The organism is Streptomyces sp. NPDC058257, from assembly GCF_042881845.1.
In the GTDB taxonomy this organism is placed as follows: Bacteria; Actinomycetota; Actinomycetes; order Streptomycetales; family Streptomycetaceae; genus Streptomyces.
Genome location: NZ_JBHVXJ010000017.1, coordinates 163182 through 189630, shown reverse-complemented (window position 1 = coordinate 189630; position 26449 = coordinate 163182). Strand labels below are relative to the sequence as shown.

25 protein-coding genes and 1 pseudogene are annotated in these 26449 nt (G+C 71.2%); 14 read left to right on the top strand and 12 right to left on the bottom strand.

Going from position 1 to position 26449, the window contains the following annotated elements:
* Positions 1-124 precede the first annotated feature (124 nt).
* A complete protein-coding gene (locus tag ACFVXC_RS31975) occupies positions 125-832 on the bottom strand; it encodes a TetR family transcriptional regulator (protein WP_389912340.1) in 708 nt (235 codons plus the stop codon).
* A gap of 108 nt (positions 833-940) precedes the next feature.
* On the opposite strand from ACFVXC_RS31975, the gene ACFVXC_RS31970 reads away from it, so the two are divergent.
* Both ACFVXC_RS31970 and ACFVXC_RS31965 read left to right on the top strand, forming a co-directional pair.
* A complete protein-coding gene (locus ACFVXC_RS31970; RefSeq protein ID WP_389912338.1) occupies positions 941-1726 on the top strand; it encodes an electron transfer flavoprotein subunit beta/FixA family protein in 786 nt (261 codons plus the stop codon).
* Positions 1727-1785: 59 nt separating this feature from the next.
* The gene (locus ACFVXC_RS31965) at positions 1786-2748 is read left to right on the top strand and encodes an electron transfer flavoprotein subunit alpha/FixB family protein (protein ID WP_389912335.1); all 963 of its coding nucleotides are present in this window, start codon (positions 1786-1788) and stop codon (positions 2746-2748) included.
* A gap of 29 nt (positions 2749-2777) precedes the next feature.
* Here ACFVXC_RS31965 and ACFVXC_RS31960 read toward each other — a convergent pair whose 3' ends face one another.
* Complete coding sequence (locus tag ACFVXC_RS31960; RefSeq protein WP_389912332.1) at positions 2778-4775, bottom strand: BTAD domain-containing putative transcriptional regulator; 1998 nt, start codon at positions 4773-4775, stop codon at positions 2778-2780.
* Between the two features lie 116 nt (positions 4776-4891).
* Between ACFVXC_RS31960 and ACFVXC_RS31955 the strand changes: the two genes are divergently transcribed.
* From ACFVXC_RS31955 to ACFVXC_RS31940, 4 genes are all read left to right on the top strand, one after another.
* Positions 4892-5794: an alpha/beta fold hydrolase gene (locus ACFVXC_RS31955; protein ID WP_389912329.1), complete on the top strand. Its 903-nt coding sequence runs from the start codon at positions 4892-4894 to the stop codon at positions 5792-5794.
* Between the two features lie 111 nt (positions 5795-5905).
* The gene (locus tag ACFVXC_RS31950) at positions 5906-7054 is read left to right on the top strand and encodes a serine hydrolase domain-containing protein (protein ID WP_389912326.1); all 1149 of its coding nucleotides are present in this window, start codon (positions 5906-5908) and stop codon (positions 7052-7054) included.
* A gap of 211 nt (positions 7055-7265) precedes the next feature.
* Positions 7266-8900, top strand: a complete 1635-nt coding sequence (locus ACFVXC_RS31945; protein WP_389912323.1) for a sigma-70 family RNA polymerase sigma factor — start codon at positions 7266-7268, stop codon at positions 8898-8900.
* 124 nt (positions 8901-9024) lie between these two features.
* Positions 9025-9813 carry a VOC family protein gene (locus ACFVXC_RS31940; protein WP_389912320.1) on the top strand — a complete coding sequence of 263 codons (789 nt, stop codon included), beginning with the start codon at positions 9025-9027 and terminating at the stop codon, positions 9811-9813.
* Positions 9814-9831: 18 nt separating this feature from the next.
* Here the strand turns inward: ACFVXC_RS31940 and ACFVXC_RS31935 are convergent, their stop codons facing one another.
* The 5 genes from ACFVXC_RS31935 to ACFVXC_RS31915 all read right to left on the bottom strand — a co-directional run bounded on the left by ACFVXC_RS31935 (position 9832) and on the right by ACFVXC_RS31915 (position 14022).
* The gene (locus ACFVXC_RS31935; RefSeq protein ID WP_389912317.1) at positions 9832-10671 is read right to left on the bottom strand and encodes a DUF1206 domain-containing protein; all 840 of its coding nucleotides are present in this window, start codon (positions 10669-10671) and stop codon (positions 9832-9834) included.
* A gap of 67 nt (positions 10672-10738) precedes the next feature.
* Positions 10739-11119 (bottom strand): N-acetyltransferase, encoded by a 381-nt coding sequence (locus tag ACFVXC_RS31930; RefSeq protein ID WP_389912314.1) that lies wholly within the window; start codon positions 11117-11119, stop codon positions 10739-10741.
* Positions 11120-11306: 187 nt separating this feature from the next.
* Entirely contained in the window at positions 11307-12329 is a 1023-nt protein-coding gene (locus ACFVXC_RS31925) for a CNNM domain-containing protein (protein ID WP_389912311.1), read from the bottom strand.
* The gene (locus tag ACFVXC_RS31920; protein ID WP_389912368.1) at positions 12326-13669 is read right to left on the bottom strand and encodes a hemolysin family protein; all 1344 of its coding nucleotides are present in this window, start codon (positions 13667-13669) and stop codon (positions 12326-12328) included. Before ACFVXC_RS31920 ends, ACFVXC_RS31925 begins: the two co-directional genes overlap by 4 nt.
* A gap of 125 nt (positions 13670-13794) precedes the next feature.
* Positions 13795-14022: a hypothetical protein gene (locus tag ACFVXC_RS31915; RefSeq protein ID WP_389912308.1), complete on the bottom strand. Its 228-nt coding sequence runs from the start codon at positions 14020-14022 to the stop codon at positions 13795-13797.
* A gap of 41 nt (positions 14023-14063) precedes the next feature.
* Between ACFVXC_RS31915 and ACFVXC_RS31910 the strand changes: the two are divergent.
* Positions 14064-14408, top strand: a pseudogene (locus ACFVXC_RS31910) (MMPL family transporter); the annotation flags it as partial.
* Between the two features lie 221 nt (positions 14409-14629).
* Here the strand turns inward: ACFVXC_RS31910 and ACFVXC_RS31905 are convergent.
* Positions 14630-15016: a hypothetical protein gene (locus tag ACFVXC_RS31905; RefSeq protein ID WP_389912305.1), complete on the bottom strand. Its 387-nt coding sequence runs from the start codon at positions 15014-15016 to the stop codon at positions 14630-14632.
* A 480-nt stretch (positions 15017-15496) separates the two neighbouring features.
* Between ACFVXC_RS31905 and ACFVXC_RS31900 the strand changes: the two genes are divergently transcribed.
* From ACFVXC_RS31900 to ACFVXC_RS31875, 6 genes are all read left to right on the top strand, one after another.
* Positions 15497-17476: a hypothetical protein gene (locus tag ACFVXC_RS31900; protein ID WP_389912303.1), complete on the top strand. Its 1980-nt coding sequence runs from the start codon at positions 15497-15499 to the stop codon at positions 17474-17476.
* 144 nt (positions 17477-17620) lie between these two features.
* Positions 17621-18310, top strand: coding sequence for an alpha/beta hydrolase (locus ACFVXC_RS31895; RefSeq protein WP_389912300.1), 690 nt, complete (start codon positions 17621-17623; stop codon positions 18308-18310).
* 384 nt (positions 18311-18694) lie between these two features.
* Entirely contained in the window at positions 18695-19444 is a 750-nt protein-coding gene (locus tag ACFVXC_RS31890) for an ANTAR domain-containing protein (protein ID WP_389912298.1), read from the top strand.
* Positions 19445-19674: 230 nt separating this feature from the next.
* Positions 19675-20349, top strand: coding sequence for a DedA family protein (locus tag ACFVXC_RS31885; protein WP_389912295.1), 675 nt, complete (start codon positions 19675-19677; stop codon positions 20347-20349).
* A gap of 99 nt (positions 20350-20448) precedes the next feature.
* Positions 20449-21615 (top strand): sensor histidine kinase, encoded by a 1167-nt coding sequence (locus ACFVXC_RS31880; protein ID WP_389912292.1) that lies wholly within the window; start codon positions 20449-20451, stop codon positions 21613-21615.
* Positions 21606-22250 carry a response regulator gene (locus ACFVXC_RS31875; protein WP_389912290.1) on the top strand — a complete coding sequence of 215 codons (645 nt, stop codon included), beginning with the start codon at positions 21606-21608 and terminating at the stop codon, positions 22248-22250. The genes ACFVXC_RS31880 and ACFVXC_RS31875 overlap by 10 nt, the downstream gene beginning before the upstream one ends.
* Positions 22251-22260: 10 nt before the next feature.
* Here ACFVXC_RS31875 and ACFVXC_RS31870 read toward each other — a convergent pair whose 3' ends face one another.
* From ACFVXC_RS31870 to ACFVXC_RS31860, 3 genes are read right to left on the bottom strand one after another with little or no spacing between them, the layout of a single operon-like run.
* A complete protein-coding gene (locus ACFVXC_RS31870) occupies positions 22261-22821 on the bottom strand; it encodes a TetR/AcrR family transcriptional regulator (protein ID WP_389912288.1) in 561 nt (186 codons plus the stop codon).
* A gap of 53 nt (positions 22822-22874) precedes the next feature.
* Positions 22875-24278 carry an amidase gene (locus tag ACFVXC_RS31865; protein WP_389912286.1) on the bottom strand — a complete coding sequence of 468 codons (1404 nt, stop codon included), beginning with the start codon at positions 24276-24278 and terminating at the stop codon, positions 22875-22877.
* Positions 24265-24471, bottom strand: a complete 207-nt coding sequence (locus ACFVXC_RS31860; RefSeq protein ID WP_389912283.1) for a hypothetical protein — start codon at positions 24469-24471, stop codon at positions 24265-24267. The genes ACFVXC_RS31865 and ACFVXC_RS31860 overlap by 14 nt, the downstream gene beginning before the upstream one ends.
* Before the next feature lie 115 nt (positions 24472-24586).
* Between ACFVXC_RS31860 and ACFVXC_RS31855 the strand changes: the two genes are divergently transcribed.
* Complete coding sequence (locus ACFVXC_RS31855; RefSeq protein WP_389912280.1) at positions 24587-25477, top strand: MBL fold metallo-hydrolase; 891 nt, start codon at positions 24587-24589, stop codon at positions 25475-25477.
* 4 nt (positions 25478-25481) lie between these two features.
* Here ACFVXC_RS31855 and ACFVXC_RS31850 read toward each other — a convergent pair whose 3' ends face one another.
* Positions 25482-26402 (bottom strand): AEC family transporter, encoded by a 921-nt coding sequence (locus tag ACFVXC_RS31850; RefSeq protein WP_389912278.1) that lies wholly within the window; start codon positions 26400-26402, stop codon positions 25482-25484.
* Between the last annotated feature and the right edge of the window lie 47 nt (positions 26403-26449).

Sequence of the window (26449 nt, the reverse complement as noted above, 5' to 3'; positions counted from 1 at the left end):
TCATTCGGCTCGGATGCGCCGCCGTCGGCGTCGACGCCTCCGCACCATATGGCACTGAGTGCCAGCAGGTAAAGGTACTGAGTGCTACTCACTCAGTTCTGGTCCTGCTCACTCCTGGTCCTGCTCAGTCCTGGCCGAGGGCCGACTCGACGCGCTGCACCACACGCCACATGGGCGCGCGCTTGGAGACGACCATGACGACGACCTCGTCATCGGCGTCAGCGGCGCCTTCCCCACCGGTGGCGGCACTCCCCCATCCGTTCCGCACCAGCTCCAGCGCGTGGTCCACCGCCGTCTCGGCGTCGCCGTCGCCGCCCGAACGCAGCCAGGAGCGCAGGGCGTTGTTGTGCGCGGCGACCACGGCGGCGGCGACCACCTCGGCGCGCAGGGAGCCGTCCGCGTCCTGGGCGTAGCGGCGGCGGAGGTAGCCGGCCATGGTGCGTTCGTAGCGGCGCACCACGGAGAGTTCGTACGTGCGCAGGCCGGGCACCTCCTGCGTGAGGCGGTAACGCTGGACGGAGAACTCCGGGTTCGTGGCGTACATGCGCAGCACGATCCGGGCCGCGTCGCACACGGCGTCCACGGGATCGTGGCCGTCGGCCGCATCGAGGAACGCCGTCATGTCGGCCAGGCAGCTCTCGTGGTCGGGGAAGACCGCGTCCTCTTTGGACGGGAAGTACCGGAAGAAGGAGCGCCGCCCGACCCCGGCCCGCGCCACGATGTCGTCCACCGTGGTCTGCTCGAAGCCCCGCTCCAGAAACAACTGGAACGCCGCCTTGGCGAGCACCTCCCGCATGGGGGTCTTCTTCGCTGGTCCGCGCGCCTCAGTCATGCGGGGAACGTAGCATCGTGAAGGCCCATCTGGCACTACGTACCTTTACAGGGGGTACTGAGTGCCATACGGTCGCCATAACGAACAACACCAGGTAGGAGAGCCGGCGTGAGCTTGAGGATCGTTGTCACCGTGAAGTATGTGCCTGACGCCACCGGCGACCGGCACTTCGCCGATGACCTGACCGTCGACCGGGATGACGTCGATGGCCTGCTGTCGGAGCTGGACGAGTACGCGGTGGAGCAGGCGTTGCAGATCGCGGACGGGGCCGACGACGCGGAGATCACCGTGTTGACGGTGGGTCCCGAGGATGCCAAGGACGCGTTGCGCAAGGCGCTGTCGATGGGTGCGGACAAGGCCGTCCATGTGGAGGACGAGGACCTGCACGGCAGTGACATCATCGGGACCTCGCTGGTGCTCGCCAGGGCGATCGAGAAGGCCGGCTACGACCTGGTGATCTCCGGGATGGCGTCCACGGACGGTACGGCGGGTGTGGTTCCGGCGCTGCTGGCCGAGCGGCTTGGTGTCCCGCAGGTCACGCTGCTCTCCGAGGTGTCCGTGGAGGGCGGTGTCGTCAGGGGCCGCCGTGACGGCGATGCGGCCTCCGAGCAGCTGGAGGCCTCGCTGCCCGCTGTCGTGTCGGTGACCGACCAGTCGGGTGAGGCCCGCTATCCGTCCTTCAAGGGCATCATGGCCGCCAAGAAGAAGCCGGTGCAGGCCTGGGACCTCTCGGACCTGGATCTGGAGGCCGGGCAGGTGGGCCTGGAGGGTGCCTGGACGAAGGTCGAGTCGGCCACCGAGCGTCCCGCGCGCACCGCGGGCACGATCGTCAAGGACGAGGGCGAGGGCGGCAGGCAGCTCGCCGAGTTCCTCGCGGGCCAGAAGTTCATCTGAGCTTCAGCCGCCCCTGAAATCCGCCCCACTTCTTCGTAACCGCAGGAGATTGAAGTCCCATGGCTGAAGTTCTGGTCTACGTCGACCACGTGGACGGTGCCGTCCGCAAGCCCACCCTGGAGCTGCTGACGCTGGCCCGTCGTATCGGCGAGCCCGTCGCCCTGGCGCTCGGCAATGGTGCTGCCGGCACCGCGGCCGTGCTGGCCGAGCATGGTGCGGTCAGGGTGCTGACCGCCGATGCCCCGGAGTTCGCCGACTATCTGGTCGTGCCGAAGGTGGACGCGCTGCGGGCCGCCTACGACGCGGTGTCCCCGGCCGCCGTGCTGGTGCCGTCCTCCGCGGAGGGCAAGGAGATCGCGGCCCGTCTCGCGGTGCGGATCGGCTCGGGCATCATCACCGATGCCGTCGATCTGGAGGCCTCCGACGAGGGCCCGGTCGCGACGCAGTCCGCGTTCGCCGCCTCGTACTCCACCAAGTCGCGCATCTCCAGGGGCACTCCGGTCATCACGGTCAAGCCGAACTCGGTCGCGGTGGAGGCCGCTGCGGCCGCGGGCGCCGTCGAGGCCCTCACGGTCTCCTTCTCGGAGCAGGCCACCGGCACGAAGGTGACCGCGCGTACTCCGCGGGAGTCCACCGGGCGTCCGGAGCTGACCGAGGCGGCCATCGTGGTCTCCGGCGGCCGTGGCGTGAACGGTTCGGAGAACTTCCACCTCATCGAGTCGCTCGCCGACTCCCTGGGTGCGGCCGTGGGCGCCTCGCGCGCCGCGGTGGACGCGGGCTGGTACCCGCACTCCAACCAGGTCGGCCAGACCGGTAAGTCCGTCTCGCCGCAGCTGTACATCGCCTCGGGCATCTCCGGCGCGATCCAGCACCGGGCGGGTATGCAGACCTCCAAGACCATCGTGGCGATCAACAAGGACGCCGAGGCCCCGATCTTCGAGCTGGTCGACTACGGCGTGGTCGGCGACCTCTTCGACGTCGTCCCCGCCCTCACCGACGAGGTCAACACCCGCAAGGGCTGAGCGCGGTCCGTCCGCCTTCCGACGACCGCTCACCGAGAGCGGCGGAGGGCCGAGGCGAGGTCGTCCAGGTGCTGTGCGACCGGGCCCAGCGTGAGCAGGCCACTGCCCGCCCCCGCCAACTCCCCTGCGGCGGGGGCCAGTTCCGCGCGGACGCGCTCCATCGTCTCGCGGTCGTCGACGGCGAAAGCCGCTCGCCCCGCCAGGCACCACAGGGCTTCGAGGAGTAGGTCGCGGGGCGGTTCCGGGAGGCGGCGCAGTGCCTGCGCCGCCTCGTCGCGGCGGTCCTGGGACAGCAGTACCAGCGGGCGGGTCCAGGGTTCGTAGGGCCCCCAGTCCGTGCTGTCGTCCAGCCCCCGGCCGATGTGCACGTCGGCCGAGGCCGGGGAATCGTTCCGCAGACGCAGGCACAGCAGTGCGAGCGGGAGCAATCCGCGTTCCAGGCCGGGCATGCCCGCGCCGTCCAGCCCCGAGGCAGCCTCCTGGTAAGCGGCCTCGGCAGCCGGTGTCTGCCCTGTCGCGGCGAGCCGCAGCGCCGCGTACCACTGGGTGAACACGCCTACCAGCGGCAGCTCATGACGTTCCGCCAGGAGGTTCGCGGCTGCCGCGTGGCCGTCGGCTCCCGGGAAGTCCGCGAGCGCGCCGCGGGCCTGGAGGCGGATGAGGTGGCCGAGGACCTCGTAGGTGGCCAGGCCGTGCCGGGCGGAGAGAGCGACGAGCTCGGCGCCGATCGCGTCCCGGTGTGCGGCAAGGCCCGCACGGTGGAAGGTCTGCATGTACAGCCCGTTGAGGGCGAACGCCAGGAGCGCCGGGTCGTCGAGGCGGCGGGCGATCTCCTCGGCCTGCCGGGCGGCCTGGGGCCCGCGCGCCGATCTGGTGCCGCGCGACTCCAGGGCGATCGTGGTCAGCAGGCGGGCCCGTGCCGCCGGGTGCGCGTCGGGAGGGAGCGCGGCCAGCGTGCGTTCGGCCGCCGCCACGACCTGCGCGGCCTGTCGTGGGTCGTCGACGCGGGTCCAGTTCGCCGGGACGTCGTACGCACCGATCACGCGGGCGGTGAGTTCCGCGTCGCCCAGTTCTTCCGCCGCCTCGATGGCCGCCACCCGGTGCTCGCGGGCCGCTTCGAGGCCGCCGCCTCCGGTCACCGCGAGGTTGCGCAGCAGGCTCACCGTGGAGTCGAGCCGGGCACGGGCTCCGGACGCCACGGTCCGTTCGTAGGCGGTGGTGGCCCGGACCCACACTTGTTCCGCCGCGCCACCGGCCGGGGGCGTCGGAAGGTCGAGGTGGTGGGCCTGGCCGAGGATGTCCGTCTCCAGGCGGCGAAGGCCCGGTCCTGGATCCACTCCGAGCTGCTCGACCAGGAGCGTACGGGCCCGGCGCAGGACCGCGAGCGCGTCGCCCTGACGGCCGGCGCGGTAGAGCGCCAGGGCCAGGAGCCGCCAGGCGTCCTCGCGCCAGGGGTGTTCGGCCACGTGCGCGTCCAGGTCGGGTACCGCGTCGGCTGCGCGTCCCAGGCCGAGGCGGGCCTCGGCCCGGCGCTCGACGGCGTGCAGGCGCAGTTCGCCCAGGCGGGAGCGCTCGGCGGCGGCCCAGGTCTCTTCGGTGAAATCGGCGTAGGCGGGGCCACGCCACCAGCCGAGAGCCTCCTCAAGGCAATCGAGGGCGCCCTGCGGCGGCAGGGCCGCGGCGTCGGTCACCGCCTGCTCGAACCGCCAGGCGTCCACGGTGCTTGGCTCGGCCCGCAGGGCGTACCCCGGGCCTTCGGTGACGAGCAGCCGGGCCGGGGTGCGGGGCGGGCGCTCCGGTTCAAGGGCTCGGCGCAGTGCCGCCACGAAGGTGCGTACCGCCCCGATCGCGTCCTGGGGCGGGTCCACCCACAGGTCTTCGACCAGACGGGCCACGGGGACGACGCGGCGGCGGGCGACGATCAGCCGGGCGAGCACCGCGCGGTGCCGCGGGCCCTTCAGCCCCACGGCGGCCCCGGCGCCGTCCCAGGCCGCCACAGGACCGAGGACCCCGAACGCGACCTGCACGCCTGACCACCTTCTCCATGGGTATCGACGCTGGTCACGGTAGCGCGCTCATTGGATGCTCATTGGCGCCCGGCAGGCTCGGGGTCACTTGTTCCGCCAACGCGAAGGACGCGGCCATGACCCCCGGCACGACCCCTGCCACGCCTCCTGTCATCGAGGGCTTCACCTACCGGCGCGTGCCCGTCGCGGACGGCGTGAGCCTGAGTGTGGCCGTCGGCGGCTCGGGCCCGCCGATCGTGCTGCTGCACGGCTTCCCGCAGACCCATCTCATGTGGCGGCATGTCGCGGCCGACCTCGCCGCTGACCACACGGTGATCTGTCCCGACCTGCGCGGCTACGGAGCCAGCGACAAGCCCGCGGAGACCGGTGGCAGCACGTACTCCAAGCGCACCATGGCCGCCGATGTCGTCGAAGTGGCGCGTGCCCTCGGGCACGACCGCTTCGCCCTCGCCGGACACGATCGCGGCGCCCTGGTCGCGTTCCGCGCCGGGCTCGACCACCCCGACACGATCACGCACCTGGCCTGCCTCGACGTGCTGCCCACGCTGGACATGTGGGACGTGCTGCACGGCGTCACCGCCGCCGTCGGCTTCCACCTCTACCTGATGGCTCAACCGCCCGGCCTGCCCGAGGAGTTGATCGCCGGCGCCCCTGACGCGTTCTTCGGCTACTTCCTCGACATCTGGACGAACGACCCGCAGGCGATCCCCGCCGACGTACGCGCCGCCTATCTGGACGCCTGTCGCTCCGCGGTGCCCTCGATCGTGGCCGACTACCGCGCCTCCGCCGGTGTCGACGTCGACCACGACCGCGCCGACCTGGACACGGGCAACCGGCTGAAGATGCCGGTCGCGGTGCTCCAGCAGGACTGGGGCTCCGCGCTCGGCTTCGACGCGGCTGCCCTGTGGAGCGCCTGGGCGCCGGACCTGCGGCACACGCCCGTCACCTGCGGCCACTTCATGGCCGAGGAAGCCCCCGCCGAGACGGCGAAGGCGCTGCGGGACCTGCTCGCCCGCTGAGGCGCTCCGTGGCACCCTCCGCGTAAATGCGTTGGAGTCGGCCCTTCCTGCCGCATAGCGTTCCCCGGTCGATCACGACACAGTCGATCACGGGCAAGGGGAGAGAACGCGATGGGGCACAACGGATGGGCCGACGAGCGGTACGGGGCGGTCGCGGACGTCTTCTCGCGGAACTTCGCCGAGTTCGGTGAACTCGGCGCTTGCGTCACGGTGTTCGCCGAGGGACGCAAGGTCGTCGACCTGTGGGGCGGCGTCGCGGACGAGCGGACCGGGCGTCCGTGGGACGAGCACACGGTCGTCCCGGTCTTCTCGTGCGCCAAGGGCGTCGTCAGCGTCTGCGTCCATCTGCTCGCCCAAGAGGGGCGCCTGGACCTCGACGCGCCGGTGGCCCGGTACTGGCCGGAGTTCGCGCGCGGCGGCAAGGAGGCGATCACCCCGCGCATGGTGCTCGCGCACCGCGCCGGGCTCCCCGCCCTGGACCGCTCCCTGGCCTTCGACGAGATCACCGCGTGGACGCCGGTGGTCCGCGCGATCGAGGAGCAGGAGCCGCTCTGGGAGCCGGGCGCCGCCCACGAGTACCACGGGCACACCTTCGGCTTCGTCCTCGGCGAGCTGATCCGCCGCGTCACCGGCCTCACCCCGGGCGCGTACTTCCGTGAGGCCATCGGCGACCCACTCGGCCTGCGGACCTGGATCGGCCTGCCCGAGGAGGAGGTCGCCCAGCTGGCCCGGCTCGTCGAGGCGGAGGGGCGGCCGGGGAATCCCGACCCCCAGTCCCTGGTCATGCGGATCGTGACGATGAACGGGGCGTTCGCCTTCCCCGGCCTCGACGAGCCGCACGGCTGGAACGACCCGGCACTGCTGCGCGCCGAGATTCCCGGCGCGGGCGCGGTGTCGTCGGCTCGTTCGCTGGCGACGCTGTACGCGGCGGCGGCAACCGGAGTCGACGGCTCGGCGCGGCTGCTCACGCGGGACACCGTCACCGACGCGCTGCGCGAACTCACCGCGGGCCCTTCCTGGTCCGGCTTTCCCGACCTGGGCGCCCGCTGGGGTTCGGGCTTCCTGCTCGACGCCCCGCGGTTCCGGCCGATGCTGGGCGCCCGCAGCTTCGGCAACGACGGCGCGGGCGGTCACTTCGCCTTCGGGGACGACGAGTTCGGCGTGGGGTTCGCCTACACCGCGAACCGGATGATCGGCCATGGCGACGCGCGGTCCGCGCGTCTCGTCGGGGCGGTCAAGGAGTGCTTGTCGCGGGCGTGAGGCCAGCGGCGTCGCCGATCGTGCGGAACCAGTCGATGTCCGGTAAGCCGTGTATATGGATTTACGCATTCCTGGATCGCTTTCGCTGCTGACCAGGTGCGTATGCTCGCCGCAGATTTCCGTTCGCGGATTTCTGTTATCTCCGTGCGCTCACGCGATCTCCCAGGTGTAAGGCCACACGTGCCTACGAAGAAAGCGAGTGAGGCAGTCCATGATCGGTGAACACGATCCTCTGGTGACGGCGGCGCAGACCGGGGACCAGCAGGCGCAGGACGACCTGGTGGCCGGATATCTGCCGCTGGTCTACAACATCGTCGGGCGGGCGCTCGACGGTCACGCCGACGTCGACGACGTGGTGCAGGAGACCATGCTGCGGGCGCTCGCCGGACTGTCGTCGCTCCGCGACCCGGCGAGTTTCCGGTCCTGGCTCGTGGCCATCGCCATGAACGAGATCCGCAGGCACTGGCAGCAGCGTGCGTCCGGGCAGAAGAGCCCGAGCCCGCTCCATGAGGCGCACGACGTCGTGGACCCCGGCGCGGACTTCGTCGACCTGACCATCATCCGGCTCGGCCTTGTGGGGCAGCGCCGGGAGGTGGCCGAGGCCACTCGCTGGCTGGACACCGACGACCGCGCGCTTCTGTCGCTGTGGTGGCTCGAGGTCTCCGGCGAGCTCACCCGTGCGGAGGTCGCCTCCGCCATGGAGCTGCCGACGCAGCACGCCACGGTCCGGGTGCAGCGGATGAAGACCCAGCTGGAGACGGCCCGGATCGTGGTCCGCGCGCTGGCCGCGGCTCCCCGGTGCCCGTACCTGAGCGACGTGGTGGCCCCGTGGGACGGCGCTCCTTCCTCCCTCTGGCGCAAGCGCCTGGCCCGGCATGTCCGTGACTGCGCGGTGTGCTCGGGTCACGGCGCGGGCCTGGTGCTCGCCGAGCGACTCCTTGTGGGTGTCGCCCTGGTGCCGCCGACCGCCGCGCTGGCCGCGCCCGGTGCGATACGCGCGGTGAGCGCTGCCGACGCGCACCACCTGGCGTACGACTCCGCGCGCACGGCGACCGACGCGCACGCCACGGCGGGGAACACGTACGAGATATCCACCGCCCGGAGCGCCCCGGCGAGACACGCCGCACAGCGCAGTCACCGGGTGCCGCGCAAGGGCCGTACGGTCGCCGCGGGAGTCGCCGTGCTCGTCGTCGCGACCGGGGTCATCTACTCGGCCACACGCCCCACGGACGACGAACAGACAGAAGCACAGCCGCTCACCGCGTCGCAGCCGCCCTCGTCCGCGGCTCCGACCACCACGGCCCCCAAGCGCGGCAAGTCCCCCTCCGCCTCCCCCAGCCGGACGCGGAAGCCGTCCCCCAAACCCACGCCGTCGAAGACGAAGACGCGGGCGCCCAAGCCCAAGGCGACTCCGAAGCCCACCCGCACGAGCAGCGCGCCCCAGGCTCCAGAGGCCCCGGCGGGCAACTCCTACAGCGCGGAGGTCACCCGGCTCGTGAACGCCGAGCGCTCCAAGAGCGGCTGTGGCCCGGTGACCCTCAACGGCAAGCTGGGCAAGGCCGCGCAGGGCCACTCGGACGACATGGCGGAGCGCGACTTCTTCGACCACACCAACCCCGACGGCAAGGACCCCGGCGACCGGGTCACGGCAGCGGGCTACAAGTGGACCACCTACGGCGAGAACATCGCCGCGGGCCAGCGCACCCCGGCCGCCGTGATGGACTCCTGGATGAACAGCTCCGGCCACAAGGCCAACATCCTCAACTGCTCCTTCAAGGAGATCGGCATCGGCTACCGGCAGGGCAGCGGCGGGCCCTGGTGGACGCAGAACTTCGGCGCGCGGTGATCACGGATCACCCGGGGCTGCGGGCACGGGGGCCGACGAGCGCGGGGGCCTCTGTTCGAATAGCGTGAATTCGTCAGGAACGACCTGAAAGTCTCTCGGAAGTCCCTCAGAAGGAGGCCTCGCGATGGCCGCGCACCCGGAAGGCACGCCCTGCTGGGCGGACGCGATGTTCCCCGACGTGGCGGCCGCGAAGAGCTTCTACGGCGAACTGCTCGGCTGGACGTTCGACTCCGGCTCCGAGGAGTTCGGCGGCTATACGCAGGCACGCTCGGACGGCAGGGCTGTGGCCGCCGTCGTCCCGCGGATGCAGGGCGTGGAAGGACCGGCCGCCTGGAACCTCTACTTCGCCTCGCCCGACGCCGCCGCGACGGCCGCGAAGATCCGCGACCACGGCGGGACGCTCGCCATGGAGCCGACGCGGGTGGGCGATTTCGGCACCATGGCGACGGCCCAGGAGCCGAGCGGCGCGTACTTCAGCGTCTGGCAGCCGGGCGCCCATGAGGGCTTCGAGAAGACCGGTGAGGCAGGAGCGTACTGCTGGGCGGAGCTCACCACGCGGGACCCGGCGGCAGCGGACGCGTTCCTGCCCGCCGTCTTCCCCTTCGAGGTGGAGACGATGGACGTCGACGACGTGGACTACGGCGTCTTCAAGATCGGTGACCGGGCGGTGCTCGGACGGCTCAAGATGACCGAGGACTTCCCGCCGGACATGCCGCCGTTCATCAACGTGCACTTCGCCGTGGACAACTGCGATGCCGCGATCGCCACCGTCACCAAGCTCGGCGGCCGGCTGCTCCTCGGCCCGATGGACAGCCCCTTCGGCCGCTTCGCCACGGTCGCCGACCAGCAGGGTGCCACCTTCAGCGTCGTCGATCTGACGACCACGGAGGGCGAGATGCCCTCGTTCGCCTAGGGGGCAGGGGGCGCGGGTTCACAGGCGCCGCCAGCGCGCGGAGGCGAAGGAGAACACCCCGAAGAGGACGAGCCCGGCCGCGACGGCGGCCAACAGCCAGGGGCCGACCGGGGTGTGCGAGAAACTGCGGAGCGTCGCGTCCACGCCCTTGGCCTCGTCGGAGTCGGCCTGGACGGCCGCCGTCAGGATGAAGACGCCCGCGGCGGCGAACACCGCGCCGCGTGCGACACCGCCGGTCACGCCGAGGGCGGTGACGACCTGCCGCGTGCGGCCCTTGAGAGAACCGAGGTCCAACTGCCGCAGGAAGCGCCGCATCATCGCCCGGACGGCGAGCACCACGCCGACGCCGGTCAGCACACAGCCCGCGGCGCCCACCAGGTGGCGTCCGTAGGGGAGTTCCAGCGCCGAGGCCGTCCAGTCCTGCGACTTGGCGTCGCCGCTCGAACCCTGGCCGCCCCCGGCCGCGTACACGGCGGTCGCCCAGCAGACGAAGGCGTAGAAGACCGCCCGGCCGCCGTCGAGGGCCCGCGACGCGGCCTTGCGACGGGGCCCCCGCCTCCCCACCGCGCGGGAGCCCCGCCACAGCGCCATGCAGCCGAACCCGACGGCCAGCGCCCACAGCATCACCTCACCGAAGGGCTGCTCGGCGACCTGGGCCAACGCGCCCTGCCTGTCGGCCTGTTCACCGCTGCCGCCGAGGGCGATCCGCAGGGCAAGGGCGCCGATGAGGACGTAGACGACGCCACGGGCGGCAAAGCCCGCCCTACCCGCCGCCGTCAGCGATTCCTCCTCCGCCGAGCGACGACGGACCCCTGCCTTCTTGGTCCGGCCACGCGTGTACACCCGAGACAGCGTCATCGTGTCCTCCCAGAAACGTGGGCGCGTGATACGCGCCCGGTCTCCGAGTGCCCCGGTCAGCGGCCGTTCATTCCTGACGCCCCAGCGCCCCGCCGGACCTGGATTCCGGTGGCGACGCGATTATGTGAGGGCACCTCACGGCCCCCGGCACGAAGTCCATGCCTGTCTCCTCCGCCATCGCGGCGAAGAACTTCCGGCCGTCGGCGGACTGCCTGGATGTGCTCCACGCGTACGCGGACCAGGGGTCAGTGGCGCGGTGGAGCGCCTCGCGTCCCAGGCCCATGCCCTGCCAGGGCCCGGCGATGGCGATCGTGTTGACGTGTGCGGCGCCGCACAGATGGCACACCTGGTAGTCGAGGTGCCCGATGTCGTGGCCCTTGCCGTCCAGGAGCGTGATGACCTGGCAGCCCGCCGCCACCGCCGCCGGGGCCCAACGGTAGGTGACCACCTGCGGGCAGGGAGGAGGCCGTCTTCGGAACTTCATCGCGGCGCCGCGCTCGCGCGGGGTGCCGGGTGACGGTGCGTGACTGCGTCGGCACGGAACATTGCGAGCACAGTAGCCACAGGACACGGCACGCGTACATCCCCGTTCCGAGTGGCTTTTCGCTGCCCGGAGGGGCGGAACCGGCCGGCCATCAGGCCGCCTGTCGCGGTTCCATGAGGCGGGCGAGCAGGTCGTCAAGGCTGATCAGGCCGGTGAGACGGCCCGATTCGTCGCAGAGCACGGCGAGCGAGGCACGGCGGCGGCGCAGTTCCTCGACGGCGTGCGCGAGGGTGTCGTCGGCGGCGAGTTCCGGGACGGGGCGGGCCAGCTCGCGAGCGGTCAGGGCGCGACTGCGGGCGCGGGCCACCAGGGCGTCACGGGCGTGCACCGAGCCGAGGACGGTGGCGCCGTCCCTGACGAGCAGCCGGGTGCGGTCGCTCGCCGCGGCCACCTCCAGGACCTCGTCGGTGCTCGCGTCGGCCGGGACGGACGTGATCTGCGCGGCCGCGGTCTGCAGATCACCGACCGCGGTCAGCGGTGCGGTGAGCGAGGTGGTGATGAGGCCGGAGTCGGCCTCGCTGATGAGTCCGAGCCGCCACGACTCCTGCACCAGGTGCGTGAGTTGCTCGCGATTGTGCACCGAGGTCAGCTCGTCGCGCGGGGTGACCTTGCACAGGCGGACAAGCGCGTTGCTGGCCTTGTTGAGGACCGTGAGCAGCGGCCGCACGACCTTGACCACGGCCCGGAAGGGCGGGGTGAGCAGCATCGCGGAGCGCTCGGGGTGGGCGATGGCCCAGGACTTGGGGGCCATCTCGCCGACGACCATGTGCAGGAACACCACGACGACCATGGCGAGCGCGAAGGCGATGCCGTAGCTGAGCCCGGCGGGCAGGCCCAGCTTCGCGAGGAGCGGGTCGAGTTCGTGGGAGATGGCGGGCTTGGAGACCGAGCCGAGGCCCAAGGTGCAGACGGTGATGCCGAGTTGGGCCCCCGCGAGCATCAGGGACAGTTCCCGCATGCCCGCGAGCGCGGACTTGGCGCCGCGCTGCCCCGCGGCGACCGCCCGCTCCATGCGGTGCCGCTTGGCAGCCACAAGGGCGAACTCCGCGGCGACGAAGAAGCCGCTCGCGATCAGCAGCAGGAGGGTGACGAAGAGGGCCAGCGGGAAGCTCATGCGGTGGTCTCCTCGGCGGTCGGCACATGCGCACCCGGCAGGCGCTCGATCCGTACGCGCTCCGGTACGTGGCGGTCGAGGCCGAGTACGGCGACGGCGACGCGGCCGCCGTCGGACAGTTCCACGGTCAGGCGGTCGCCGATGGCCGGGAAGCGGCCGAGCCGGTCCACGATGAGCCCGGCCACGGTGTCGTAGTCGTCCTCCTCCGGCAGGTCGATGCCGGTCGCGTCGGCGACCTCGTCCAGGCGGCGGCCCGCGTCGACGAACCAGCCGCCGCCGTCGGCGACCGCGAGCGCGACGACGGCGTCGGTCTCGTCGGCGATGTCCCCGACGAGTTCCTCGGCGATGTCCTCGTACGTCACGATGCCCGCCACGCCCCCGTGCTCGTCGAGGACGACCGCGAACTCGTCGTCCCGCTCGCGCATCTGCGCCACCGCGCCCGGCAGCGGCAGGGTGTCGGGGAGGAGCAGGGGGCGGCGGGCCTGTTCGCCCGCCGTGGTGCGGTCGAACTGCCCTGCGGGCAGCCGCATCAGCTCGCGGACCCCGAGGACACCCGCGACGTCGTCCGGGTGGTCGCCCATGACGGGGTAGTTCGAGTGCCCGTGCCCGGCGATGAGCCGCACCGCCTCGTCCGCCGTGGCGTCCTTGCGCACGAAGGTGACGTCCGCCCGCGGCACCATCACCTCGGCCAGTGTGCGCTCGGAGAACTCCAGGGCGTGGTCGAGGAGCTCGGCGCTCTCGCGCGGCAGCTGACCGTGCTCGTGGGACTCGCCGATGAGGTGGCTGAGCTCTTCGAGCGTGGCGCCGTGGTGCAACTCCTCGACGGGCTCGATGCCGATGCGGCGCAACAGCCGGTTGGAGGCGCTGTCGAAGACACGGACGATCGGCCCGACGACCTTCAGATACGCCAGCGTGGAGGCGGCCAGGGACTTCGCGAGGCGCTCGGGGACGGCGAGCGCGAGATTCTTGGGGGCGAGCTCACCGAGGACCATCTGGAGCACGGTGGCGACGACGAAGCCGAGGACCACGGAGAGGGCGGAGACGACGCCGTCCGAGAGGCCGGTGCCGTCCAGGGCGGGCTTCAGGAGCCCGGACACGGACGGCTCGGCGAGGAAGCCGACGACCAGACCGGTGACGGTGATTCCCAGCTGTGCGCCCGACAGCATGAACGAGAGCCGCTCCAGGACCTGCACGGCCCGGGCCGCCCGCCGGTCGCCCGCCTGCGCCTCGCGCGCGAGCGCGAGGCGGTCCGCGGCCACGTACGCGAACTCCTGCGCGACGAAGTAGCCGGTGCCCGCGGTCAGGACGAGAACGGCGAGCAGACCGAGTACGGCGGACAGCAACAGTGGCTCCGTTCCGGTGAAGGGGCGTGCCGGTCATTCTCGACGCGGCCGGGGCATCCCGCCACGCCGGAGGTGACGCCCCGGCCGTACAGCGACAGTGGGTGGAGAAGTACGGCTAACTTCTACACCCACTGTAAAAGAATCGCAAAATACCCCTGCCGAGCCGCTTCGGGATCGCCGCCCACCGCGACGGCCCGCTCCCGCACGCCGATCAAGCCGTGCCCCTCCCCCGTGGCCGCGCGGTTCACGGCCGCCGTCGGCCCGTCGTCGGTGATCTCCACGGCGAGCCGGTCGCCCGTCGCCGCCACCGACACCGCCACGTGCCGGGCGTCCGCATGCTTGATCACCACCCGGTCAGCGCCTCCTGGACGACGCGCAACGCCGCCAACTCCACGAGCTGCGGCACACGGCGATGAGGGCCGCCCTTCGCCGCTCGGGCCCGGCGATCCTCGCGTCGGCCGGGACCATCGCGGTCGGCCTGTCCTGTCTCGCCTTCGCCGACATCGACTCCTCGCGCTCCCTGGGCCCGGTCGGCGCCGTCGGGGTGATCTGCGCGCTCGTTGCCCTGGTCGCTGTCCTGCCGGCGCTGCTCGTCGTCACGGGCCGCCGGGTGTGCCGGCCGTTCATGCCGAGGCACGGCACGCCCGCGCGCAAGGAACGTACGGTCTGGTCGCGCACCTCGTCCGTACGGTCCTGGTGCCCGCCCTCGCTCTGGACCTGGGCCGCTGGTTCTGGTGGCCGGGCCGCCTCTTCCGCGACCCGCGCCGGGCCGGGCCGGGCCGGGTCATCCGCTCGAACGGAAAAGGGGTGCGGCCAGGTCCCGGACCGCACCGGCCCGGACCTGGCCGCACTCGAACTCCACGGCCTGACCGAAGTTTTGGACCTTCCCCGGGGATTCGACCCCGCCGCCGCCGAATCCCCGGCCGCTGCCGCCGGTACGGCTGAGCCGCGGCGAGGTCAGTCAGTCAGGGTGACGCAGGGAAGGCCCACGCTGTCGCCGCCCCGGAAGCCCTCCGCGCAGAGCCGGGTGCCGGCGGGGAAGTGGCGCTGCGGGTAGGCCTGGTCCCGGTAGGTCCTGAACGCGTCGACGTCCTCCACCTTCGTGTTGGCGCTCCAGCCGTTGGTGGTCCAGACGCGGGCGCTGATGCGGTGCGGCTGGTTGGAGTTGATGACCGACACCTCGACCCTGCCCAGATAGGTGCCGCTGTCGTAGGTCTCGATGCAGACCGCGTTGTTGCACCACTTGCCGTCGGCCGCAGCCGGCGGCCCGGCGACGATGACACAGCCCAGCGCCGCGGCGACGGCGCCGATCCCCGCGGCGATCTTCCTGGTGATGTCGTGCATGATGAGTGACCCTCAAGCCTTCGTCATGGCCCGGCCTGACTTGCCGGGCCCCGGCAGACCAACGCGGGGCATGATCATCGGTTACGCGGCTTCTCCCGGAATCAGGCGTCCCGCGCCGCTCGCGCACTCACCCGCTCGCCCCGAGCCGATCCATGCCAATCCACGCCAATCGATGCCAATCGATGCCAATCCATCACGCCGCCGCCGACGCATCACGGGTGTCCGACAGGGGGGTGAGCGACCCCGCTCGGACGCGCGGAGGTGGCGACCGGTGCGGCTGATCCCGGTGGAGTGCGAGGCATCGGCCTCCTCCACCCGGACGCCGCCGTCGCCACCTCCGCCCTCTCCCCTCAGCCCCCGGTCGTCTGTTCAAGGCGACCGCCACCGCTGTGGCGCGACGGCTGTGACCATCGCACGATTCACTCGTTTGAATCGGGTCAGGACGCAATGTCGTCAGCCTTTGGAAGGCTTCTTTGATCGATGAGCACATCGCAACGGCGCCCGGCGAAGAAGACGGGGCGGGTCGCCCTTGACCAGGTCGAAGCCGTCATCGTCGACCAGTACACACGACTCGTACGCCTCGCCTACCTCACGCTCCCCCATACTCTCAGCAGACACAGGCGAGTCCTCGTCGCCCACGCTCTGGTACAGCGCGCTCTGCCCGGTTTCCGTGTCGGGCGATCAATATCGCGTGTGCCTGAGCAGCGGCGGGGCACACAGAAGGCCGACCCCACGCTGGCGAGCACGCGGGCGCGCGTCCTGCGCTCGGCGCTCGCCCACGACCACCGTCCGCGCGGCTGGCCGGGCGTGCTGCCGCCGCCCCGCACACTTCGCCCCATGCTCCCGGTGGTCTGGGGACTGCGCCTGTTCCCTCGCGCGGGCGGCGGCGAGGAGATCGCGCTGGGACAGGCACTCTCCGAGGTACCCGCAGCCACGCGTGCGGCGTTCGTGCTGCTCAAGCTGGAGGGCCTGTCCCCCTCCGAGGTCGTCGAGCAGCTCACCACCGCCGGTGTGCCGCAGCCGCGGCAGGCGCTGCGCGGCGCCCGCGGCGTGGAGGCGACCGCGGGCGTGGCGGCGGAAGCGCTCCTGCGTTCACGGGAGTTCGACGCCTGTTCCGTACAGACCCGCCCGACCGATCTGCTGCGCCGCAGGCGCCGGTTCCAGCTCGCCTGGCTCACCGCGGGCGTCGTAGCCCTCTGTTGTGCGGTACTGATGGCCACCGTCGGGAGGACGCCATCGGCCGAGCCCTCCCGAACCGTCGACGCCCGCCCTCCGATCAGTCCGGCCCAGTTGGTCCACACCCCACCTGACGTCTGGTCCAACACCTCCCGCGTGGACTTCACCGCGTGGCCTGCCCGAGGCACACGCGTCAAAGACGACGCGCTCATCACGCGCGCGCTCGCCACGTGGACCGATCCACCACGCGGCACCCGGGTGAGCGTCGCCAAGGCCACCAGCGCCGAACCACCTCCCGAAAACACCCAGTTGGTGTACGCGGGCGACGTCGGCAAGGAGGCGGTCGTGCTGTTCTACGACGGTCGACGCGTCGTGCGCTACGGCGAACCGCCCTCCGCGCAGGACGCCGCCTCCCTGGACATCTCCCGTTCCGACGAGGCCGACGTGACCACGGCGGCCGCGCTCGTCGTCAGCCGCGGGGCGGGCAAGGTCCGCTATCTGACCGCACCCTGGATCGCCGAGGCGCGCACGCGCGACCTGCTGGCCCCCAACTCTCCCGGCCGTCCGCTCGACGTGTCGGACGAGGGCGTCACCGATGCCGTCCCCGAGCTACCGGCCAAGGGATCGTGCGACAGCCTGCCCGTGCTGCAGCTGCGCTCATCGAGCAGGATCGTGGAGAAGCACGCCTTCCTCGTCACCGACCTGGGAGGCCTCACTCCCGTACATCTCAGCTACACCCCCCTGCCCGGCACCGGAGCCCCGCCCCGGCAGCCTCGCGAGGCCACCAGCAGTGCGGCGCTGCGGAGTTGGGCCCGCACCGCGTGCCAACTCCCCGAGATGCGGCGCAGCGGCGTGCGGTCCGTCAACCAATGGGACTTCGCCGAGCAGGACCTGCCCGAGCGAGGCGGCAGAGCGGTGTGGACCTGCACCCGCGCCTCCACCTGGCGCGGCCCCGGCGATGTCCTCGTGCAGTTCCGCACGTCCACGGCGTCCGCGACCGCACCGGCGAAGGTCGTCGGACAGGCACGCTCCACAGCTTCCTGCAGCCGGTTCGGCCAGCACATCGTGGCAAGTACCCCCTGGACCGCGGGCTCGGGGCGCCACTACCTCCTCGCCGCGGGCAGCCGCGAGGTCACCGGCATCGAGGTGACCGGCGACGTCGACGTGAAGGAACGAGGCCGCACCCTCGCCGTCAAGGCTTCCAAGAACCCCGGCGTCACCGTGAGGGCGGATCTGAAGGACGGTGAGACCCTGGACGAGGTCGGCTCGCGCCCCGGGCACTAGGCGGCCTCGGACGGAGCCGACGAGCGGCCACTGCGGAGCCAGAGCAGAGGCGATCGCGCCGTACGACCCATCCGACACCGGCGCGGCTCCGAATAAGGCGTGTCCGGTGCGTACGGCCGGTCACCGACATGTCGAGGAGTCCCTGTGCCCTTCCGCGATGGCCACCGCTCGGCGCTGGAGCTGAGAGGTCACGTCCAGGAGCCACGTGCCGTCGTGCTCCTGCTGCACGGCGGCCGGGAGCACGGCACCGCCGCGCCACCTCCGTGGAATCTGCCGGGCGCGCGGCTTCGTCTCTTCGAGGGCGCGATCCGCCGGGCCACGTCGGGAGGCGGTGTGCTGATCGGGCGGGTGCGCTACCGCCATCGGGGCTGGAACGCAGAGCGGCAGGACGCGGCCCAGGACGCCCGCCGGGCGCTGCGGGAGCTGGAACTGCTCGCCGGTGAGGTGCCGACCGTCCTGGTGGGGCACTCGATGGGGGGCCGTGCCGCGCTGCGGGTCGGCGGGGAACCGCTGGTGCGCGGGGTGGTCGGCCTCGCCCCCTGGTGCCCCGCCGGGGAGCCGGTGGCGCACCTGCGCGGGCGTCGTGTGGTGCTGCTGCACGGCGACAGGGATCGTACGACCGATCCGAGGGCCTCCCTGGACTTCGCGGCCCGGGCCCGCGCCGCGGGCGCCGAGGCGGCCACCGTGCTGATGGACGGCAGTGACCACGCCATGCTGAGACGTGCCCCCGCATGGCACACGCTGACCGGACGGACGGTGGCCGGGCTTCTGGGCCTCTCCGAGCTGCCTCCCGTGATCGCCGATCAGCTTCCCTCCACCAGTACGTCGTGGTGACAGGCGGTACGTCGTGGTGACCCGTGGGGCAACTGGCGTCCGCCGTGGCGGCAGAGCACTTCAGGGCGCGGGTCACGGCGGTGACTCTCTCCCGTGAGCAGTGGGTCTGGACCGCGGCCTCTGGTCCTGGACGCGCCGCGGAAAAGCCGCGATGAGAAGAGAAAGCTGACAGGAATTCAATCCTGATTTCAACAGAACAAAAGAGGGCGGTTAGTTACGGCACTTGCGATCTCTCGACCACATCCGATCGGCGTGTGTCTGATGTCGGACGACCGATCGCGGTAATGTGAAGAGCATTCCGCGGATCCGTGGATCCACGGAATCCTCAACTCAAGCATGCGCACAGTTCCGTTGCTGATGCAGGGCGTGGAAGGGAGTGGCGGCATGACCGCCATGTCCGAGAGACGGCGCGAGGAGCGACTGGCGTCCGCGTTCGTGGATCTCACCGCACCGCTGGTGCGAGATGTGAGCGTGACCGCTGTCCTGCGCACCCTGACCGAACACTGTGTGGAGCTGCTTGAGGTATCGGCGGCCGGGGTCCTCCTCGACGTTCCGCACGGCCAGGGCGTCGAGGTGGTCGCCTCGGACGAGTACACCCACGCGCTTGAGCTGTTCGGCCTCGAATGTGACGAGGGGCCGTGCCGGGACTGCGCCCGCTCCGATGCGCGCATCTCCGAGACCCGCCTCGACGTCGAGGACGCCTGTCCACGATGGCCCCGGTTCACCCCGCGCGCCCTGCTCCTCGGCTTCACCTCGGTCGCGACGGTTCCGCTGCGCTGCCAGGGCACGGTGGTCGGCGCCCTGAGCCTCCTCCACAACCGGACGAAACCCCTGGACGACACCCAGCTGCGACTGGCCCAGGCGCTGGCGGACATCGCCACTGCCTGCGTGATGCAGCGGCAAGTGGTGCACGCGCAGCTGGCGCAGATCGCGGACCTGCAGAACTCCCTGGACTCCCGGATCGTCATCGAGCAGGCCAAGGGATATCTCTCCAACTCCCGCGGCTGCAGCGCGGATCAGGCATTCACCCGCATGCGGACGTATGCCCGCAACCGGCAGCTCAAGCTCTCGGATGTGGCCCGCCAGGTCCTGAACGGCACGGTCGCGGACACGCTCCTCAATCCCGAACGCTGACGCCCCGGCCCTCACCACGGCCGCCCCGGCGTCACCGCGCATGCCCGTCCTCCCTGCCTGAGTGAAGTCCGCCCTGAGTCAAGTCCGCAGGGGGCGCCCGGAGCCCTGCGGAAAACCCCACTATGCTCGAAGGCAACCCGCATACCGCCGCTGATCCGCGGTTTCTAGCGTTGCTGGTGCATCCCGGCGCCTGTGCTGCAGCCGCCGTTCCACCAGCTTGGAGAAACCGCATGGATCTCGTGACTCTCGCTCTCCCCCAGGAACCCGCGGGCGGCATAGCGGGCTGGGCGGCCGACCTTGTGGACGCGATGGGCGGCCCGGGAGCCGGTCTCGCCATCGCCCTCGAAAACCTCTTCCCGCCGCTGCCCAGCGAAGTGATCCTGCCGCTGACCGGCTTCGCCGCCGGGCAGGGCGTGATCAGCCTGGCGTCCGCGCTGTTCTGGACCACGCTCGGTTCGGTGGTCGGCGCCGCCGTCCTGTACTGGATCGGCGTGCTGTTCGGCCGTGAGCGCATGCACGCCATCTGGGCCAAGCTCCCCCTGGTCAAGGGCTCCGACCTGGAGCGCACCGAGCGGTGGTTCGCCCAACACGGCACGAAGGCCGTCCTGCTCGGCCGCATGGTGCCGATCTTCCGCAGCCTCATCTCGATCCCGGCCGGCGTGGAGCGTATGCCGCTGCCGGTCTTCCTCTCCCTGACCACCCTCGGCAGCCTGGTCTGGAACTCGGTTCTCGTGATGGCGGGCTACTGGCTGGGCGACCAGTGGGACGCGGTGGAGACCTACGTCGGCTTCCTCTCCAAGGCCGTCCTCGTCCTGGTACTCGTCGCGATCGCCGTCTACGTGGTCGTTCGCGTCCGGTCCAGGAAGCAGCCTCAGCCGCAGTCCCAGCACCGCCGCACGTCCTGACCCGCTGCGATGACCGGCGACGCGACCCCCGCCCGTCCCCTGCCCGCCCAAGCTGAGCGATCTTGTCCCGGCGATGCGGCAGCACTAATGTCAGCCGGCATGGAGGGGGACCTGACGGACACGGACACCGACCGTCTTCCTTCGACCCTCCTCCTCAGGGGCGCCGGTGTCCTGATCAGCTGCCTGACCGCCCTGCTCGGCCTGTTGTACTTCCTCCTGGCCGGTGCCGTGCTCGGTGCCTTCCTGCTGTGGCCGCGCACCCGCCGCCGGGCTCATGCCCTGCTCACCGCGGGGGCCCGCGGACTGACCGCCCTTGAGCGCCGACGGCGCTCGGTCTTCTTCCACGACTCGTTTCCCGAGCACCACGCCTCCGACCAGCAGGTGCTGCGCTACCTCGCGGCCCGTACATACGCCGGACTGCTGTGCGGCATCGTGGTCGGGCTGCTCGTCGTCGGCGTCATCCTGGCCGGGCTGCTCGCCGCGGGCGTCGCCCGGTCCACACTGACCTGGCAGGAGCTCCTGGGCCAGGTGGTGCTCGGCGGCGTCCTGCTCTTCCTCGACGTGCAGGGCCTCTTGTCGCTCGCAGCCCTGGACACCCGCCTGGCCCGCGAGTGCTTCGGGCCGTCCGAGCGCGAACTCCTCGAGCGGCGCATCGACGAACTGGCCGCCAGCCGCGCCGCGGTGGTGCGGGCGGTGGACGCCGAGCGGCGCCGCGTCGAACGCGATCTGCACGACGGCGTGCAACAGCGCCTCGTGGCGCTCGCCATGCTGCTCGGCAGGGCCCGCCGCAGCAAGGCTCCTGAGCAGGCGGACGCTCTCCTGGAGCAGGCACACAAGGAGTCCCAGGAAGTCCTCACCGAACTGCGCGAAGTGGCCTGGCGGGTCTATCCGTCGGCGCTCGACAGCCTCGGTCTCCAGGAGGCGCTCGGCGGGGTGTCCGAGCGGTGCGGCATCCCGTTGAGGATCGAGTACGACGTTGCCGGGCCGCTGCCGCCGTCCGTCGAGACGGCCGCCTACTTCGTCGTGTCGGAGGCCGTGACCAACGCGGCCAAGCACTCCTCGGCCCAGGACATCTTCGTCAGCGTCAGGGCGTACGGCGCGTACCTCGGCATCCTGATACGCGACAGCGGCGTCGGCGGTGCCGACCCGGGGGGCAGCGGTCTGACCGGACTGCGCAGCCGGGTGGCCGCGCTCGACGGCAGACTGAACGTTCACAGCCCCTCCGGGGGCCCCACCACCATCACCGCGGAGCTGCCGTGCGCGTAATTCTCGCCGAGGACTCGACCCTGCTGCGAGAAGGGCTGATCCGGCTGCTCGTCGAGGAGGGCCACGAGGTTCTCGCCGGGGTGGGTGACGCGCTCTCGCTGCTGCGGGAGGTGGAGACAGAGCAGCCGGACGTAGTGGTCACCGACATCCGGATGCCGCCGACCCACACCGACGAGGGGCTGCGCGCCGCGGTGGAGATCCGCGAGCGCTGGCCCGGGGTCGGCGTGCTCGTGCTCTCCCAGTACGTGCAGCGCAACTACGCGGCGCAGCTGTTCACTTCGAACGTCGAGCGGGTCGGCTACCTCCTCAAGGACCGCGTCGCGCAGGTCGACGAGTTCCTCGACTCGCTGGAGCGGATCCACGCGGGCGGCGCCGCCATCGACCCCGAAGTCGTACGGCAGTTGGTCGTCCGCACCACGCACAGCGACCCCCTCTCGCGCCTCACGCCCCGCGAGCGCACCGTCATCGAGGCGCTGGCGCAGGGCCATACGAACGCGGCCATCGCGCAGAAGCTGCACATCTCGCTGAGCGCGGTCGAGAAGAACCTCAACATGATCTTCGACAAGCTCGATCTTTCGCACACCACCGGCTACAGCCGCCGGGTGCTCGCGGTGCTGCGCTATCTGGAGTCCTGAGACTGCCGCGTCAGAGCCGGTCGAGGGCGTGCGCCACGAGCTCGCGCGCGTACGCGGCGTCAAGCCGGCCGGGGCGGAAAAGGATGCGGTACATGATCGGCGCCACGACGTCGTCGATCATCCGTTCCGTGTCGGGCACCGGCTCGCCGCGCCGGGCCGCCCGGTCGAGCACGGCGTCGATCTGCTCCGCCGCATAGGCGGAGCACTGACCGGCGTTGGTGCCTTCCGGGTCTCCGAGGAGCGCGTCCCTGATGTAGGCACGCCCGGACGGAGACGCCATCTCGTCGAGGAACTGTTCCGCCCATGCGTCGAGATCGGCCCGAAGACTGCCGAGATCGGCGGGATCCGTCTCCGGGCGCAGCCGCTCGACCGCGACGTCGGAGAGGAGTTCCTGCAGATCGCCCCAGCGACGGTAGACGGTGGACGGGGTCACACCCGCGCGGGCCGCCACCATGGGGACGGTCAGCGCATCGCGTCCCGCTTCGGCGACGAGCTCACGGACAGCGGAGTGGACGGACTCCTGCACGCGTGCACTGCGCCCGCCGGGGCGGGCCATGGGCTTGGGACTCATACCGACCACCTTAATGCGAATCCGTTGCGTCTAGGACTTCCCGCGCGAGGCCCTCAGGCCGCTGCCGCGGTCGCTATCGGTGCGAGTCGCCCCGTATCGGCCACCGCCTCCTCGTAGGCCCGGCCCACACGCAGCACCGTCGCGTCCCGGAAGGGCCGTCCCATCAGCTGCATGCCGATCGGCAGCCCGTCGCGGTCGCGGCCGACCGGAAGGGTAAGGGCGGGTACGCCGGTGATGTTGGCCGGTGCGGAGAGACGGACGTAGCTGTCAGACACGGACTCGACGGTGCCATCGGCCCATTCGACCGTGTCCTGGCCGGACGCGGCAGCCGTCATGGGCACCGTCGGCGCGGCGAGGACATCGATCCCCTCGAACATGCGCGCCCAGGAGTCGCGCATCATGGTGCGGGCGCGCTGGGCGCGGAGGTAGTCGCCCGCCGAGATGAGTTCGCCCGCCTCCAGGAGGATGCGGACGTCCGGCGCGTACAGGTCGGCCGTGGTCCGCAGCGACCGCTCGTGATAGGCGGTGGCCTCCGGGACCATCAGGCCCCACTGTGTGGCATGGATGTAGCGCGCCATCGGGATGTCGACGTCGACGAGCTCCGCCCCGAGCTCCGCCAGGCGCCCGATCGCGCTCCGTACGGCTTCCTCCACCTCGGGCATGACGCGGTCGAAGTAGTAATTGCGGGGCACCCCGACCTTCAGGCCCCTCAAGTCACCCGCTTCGAGGAAGTCCGTCGCGGGTCCGGGCACGCTCGCCGGATCGCGAGGGTCGTGGCCCGCTGTCGCGGCGAGGACCAGAGCCGCGTCCCGCACGGTGCGGGTGAGGGGGCCCACGTGGTCCAGGGACCAGGAGAGCGAGGTCACGCCGGTGCGGGAGACGAGGCCGTAGGTCGGCTTGAGGCCCACGACCCCGTTCAGGGCGGCCGGAACCCGGATGGAACCGCCGGTGTCCGTGCCCAGCGCGAACGTCGCGCCTCCGGCGGCGACCGCTACCGCCGAGCCGCCGCTCGACCCTCCGGCGACACGGCTGTGGTCCCATGCGTTGCTCGTCTGCGGAGTGGTCAGGCCGTAGGCGAATTCGTGGGTGTGCGTCTTGCCCAGGAGGACGGCCCCGGCGGCGTCGAGGAGTGCGGCGACATGGCTGTCACGGTCCGCGACGTGCCCGGACCGGACGTCCGAGCTCGCCGTGGTGGGCATCCCCTCGGCATCGATCAGGTCCTTCAGGCCCATGGGGATTCCGTGCAGCGGCCCGAGCGGCCCCCTCTCCGCTATCTCCCGTTCGGCCCGGGCGGCCGCCGCCAGGGCCGTGTCCGCGGCGACGGTGACGTAGGCGCCGAGTCGTCCGTCGACCGCGGAGATGCGGGCGAGTACGGATTCAGCGAGGTCGACAGGGGACAACTCCCTTGCGCGCACCGCGCGGGAAGCCTCGGTGAGTGAAAGCTCAAACGGTTGCATCGGCGTTCTCCCCTCCGGCTCGGTAGGAGGCCGCGGGAGGCGTGTCGCCGAAGTCGAGCTCGCGCAGCGTGGTGATGACGGAGTGGATGTGGTTGGCCGTCGCGGCCACCCCTTCATGCCGGTCGCCCGCAAGGGGCAACCCCGCCCGCAGCGCCGACACGGCCGCCTCCTGGGGAGTGAGTTCGCTGGTCATTGCGTCCTTCCGAGTTCGTGCGGAACACCTAAAGCGAATGGTTTGCTTTAGCCGACCATAGGACCTACGGTGAGTTAAAGCAAACCGATTGCTTTTAGCTTGGGAAGGATCACCCATGTCCACGTCTTCGCTCCCCGCCTGGGCTGTCGGCGACCACGTCGTCCGGCGTATCGACGAGATAGCTCTGCCCGCCGGGACCGGTCCCTGGCTCCTGCCCGGAGCGACCGCCGACATCGTGACCCGGACGCCCTGGCTGCGCCCCGACTTCGCCGACGACGAAGGCGTCATCCGCCTGGCGAGCCACAGCTTCGCCGTCGAGGCCGACGGCATGCGCGTCCTGGTCGACACCGGCATCGGCAACGGAAAGCAGCGTGCCAATCCCGCTTGGCACGACCTGAACAGCGACTATGTGACGCGCCTCGAGGCGGCGGGATTCGCGCCGGAGAGCGTGGATCTCGTCGTCATGACCCACCTCCACACCGATCACGTGGGGTGGAACACCCGCGCGCGGGGCGACGACTGGGTGCCCACCTTCCCCAACGCGCGCTACCTCACCGCGCGCACCGAATGGGACTACTGGGCCGGAGTCGACATGGAGGAGGCGCGTCGGCAGATGTTCCGTGACTCGGTCCACCCCGTCCGCGACGCGGGCCTGTTGGATCTGGTCGACGTCGCGGACGACGGCACGGACGTCGCGCCGGGCATCCGTCTGCTGCCCACTCCTGGCCACACCCCGGGCCAGGTGGCGGTCGAGTTGAGCAGCAGGGGCGAGCGAGCGCTGGTCACCGGCGACAGCATCCACCACCCGGTCCAGATGTCGCATCCCGCGCTCTGCAGCTGCGTGGACATCGACCCCGCACTCGCCGCCAGGACGCGTGATCGGGTGCTCGACTCGCTCGCGGGCACGTCGACTCTTCTGCTCGGCAGCCATTTCCCGCCGCCGACCGCCGGACACGTACGGCGTGAGGGGGACGCGTACCGACTGGCGCCGGCCGAGCCGTCCTGAACAGCTATCCGAGGAGAGCGGCGATGGTGATCAGCACCGGTACCGAGGCGAGTGTGGACAGCAGTATGGATTCCCGGGCGAGTTGTTCGGCCACGCGGTACTGCGAGGCGTACGTGTAGAGGTTCTGAGCGGCAGGGAGGGCGGCGGTCACGACGACCGCAAGGAGTTCCGTCCCGTGCAGGTGGAAGAGTCCCGCGCCGAGGCCCCAGGCGACGAGGGGCTGGCCGACCGTCTTGAGGACGGTGGAGAGAACGATCGCGGGCCGGTTGTCTCCGCGGGCGGGCAGTCCGCTGCCCCGCAGGGAGATCCCGAAGGCCAGCAGAACCGCGGGGACGGACATGTTGCCGATGAGGTTGAGGGGTTCGAGGGCCGGCTGCGGGATGGTCAAGCCGGTGCAGGCCACGGCGACGCCCGTCAGGGAGCCGACCGCCGTCGGGTTGCGGAGCGGTGTGGTCAGACGCCGCCAGAGGGGCGTCGGCTCGCCGGGCCGGTTCAGGTCGAGGACGGTGAGGGCCAGCGGGGTGACGATGATCTGCTGGAAGAGCAGGATCGGCGCGACGAGCGAGGCATCTCCCAGCACGTACACGGCGATCGGGATACCGAGGTTGCCCGCGTTGACGTAGCTGGAGCACAGGGCGCCGATGGTGATCTGCCCCGCGCCCCAGCCGCGTAGGGCCCCGATGGTGATGAAGACGGCGGCTACGGCGGCGGTGCCGGCCGCAGTCACCAGGAGGCGCTCGGAGAGGATGACCGACAGGTCGGCGCCTGCCAGGGTGGTGAAGAGGAGGGCGGGCGTGGCCACGTTGAAGGCGAGCGAGGTCAGGACCGTCCGGCCGTCCTTGCCCAAGTGCCCGCGGAGCCCGAGGAAGTAGCCGACCGCGATGACGACGGCGATCACCGCGAATCCGGTGAGCACTCCCTGCATGACTGACTCCGAGCTCCGGGATGAAGATCATATCCCGGCGTCGACAG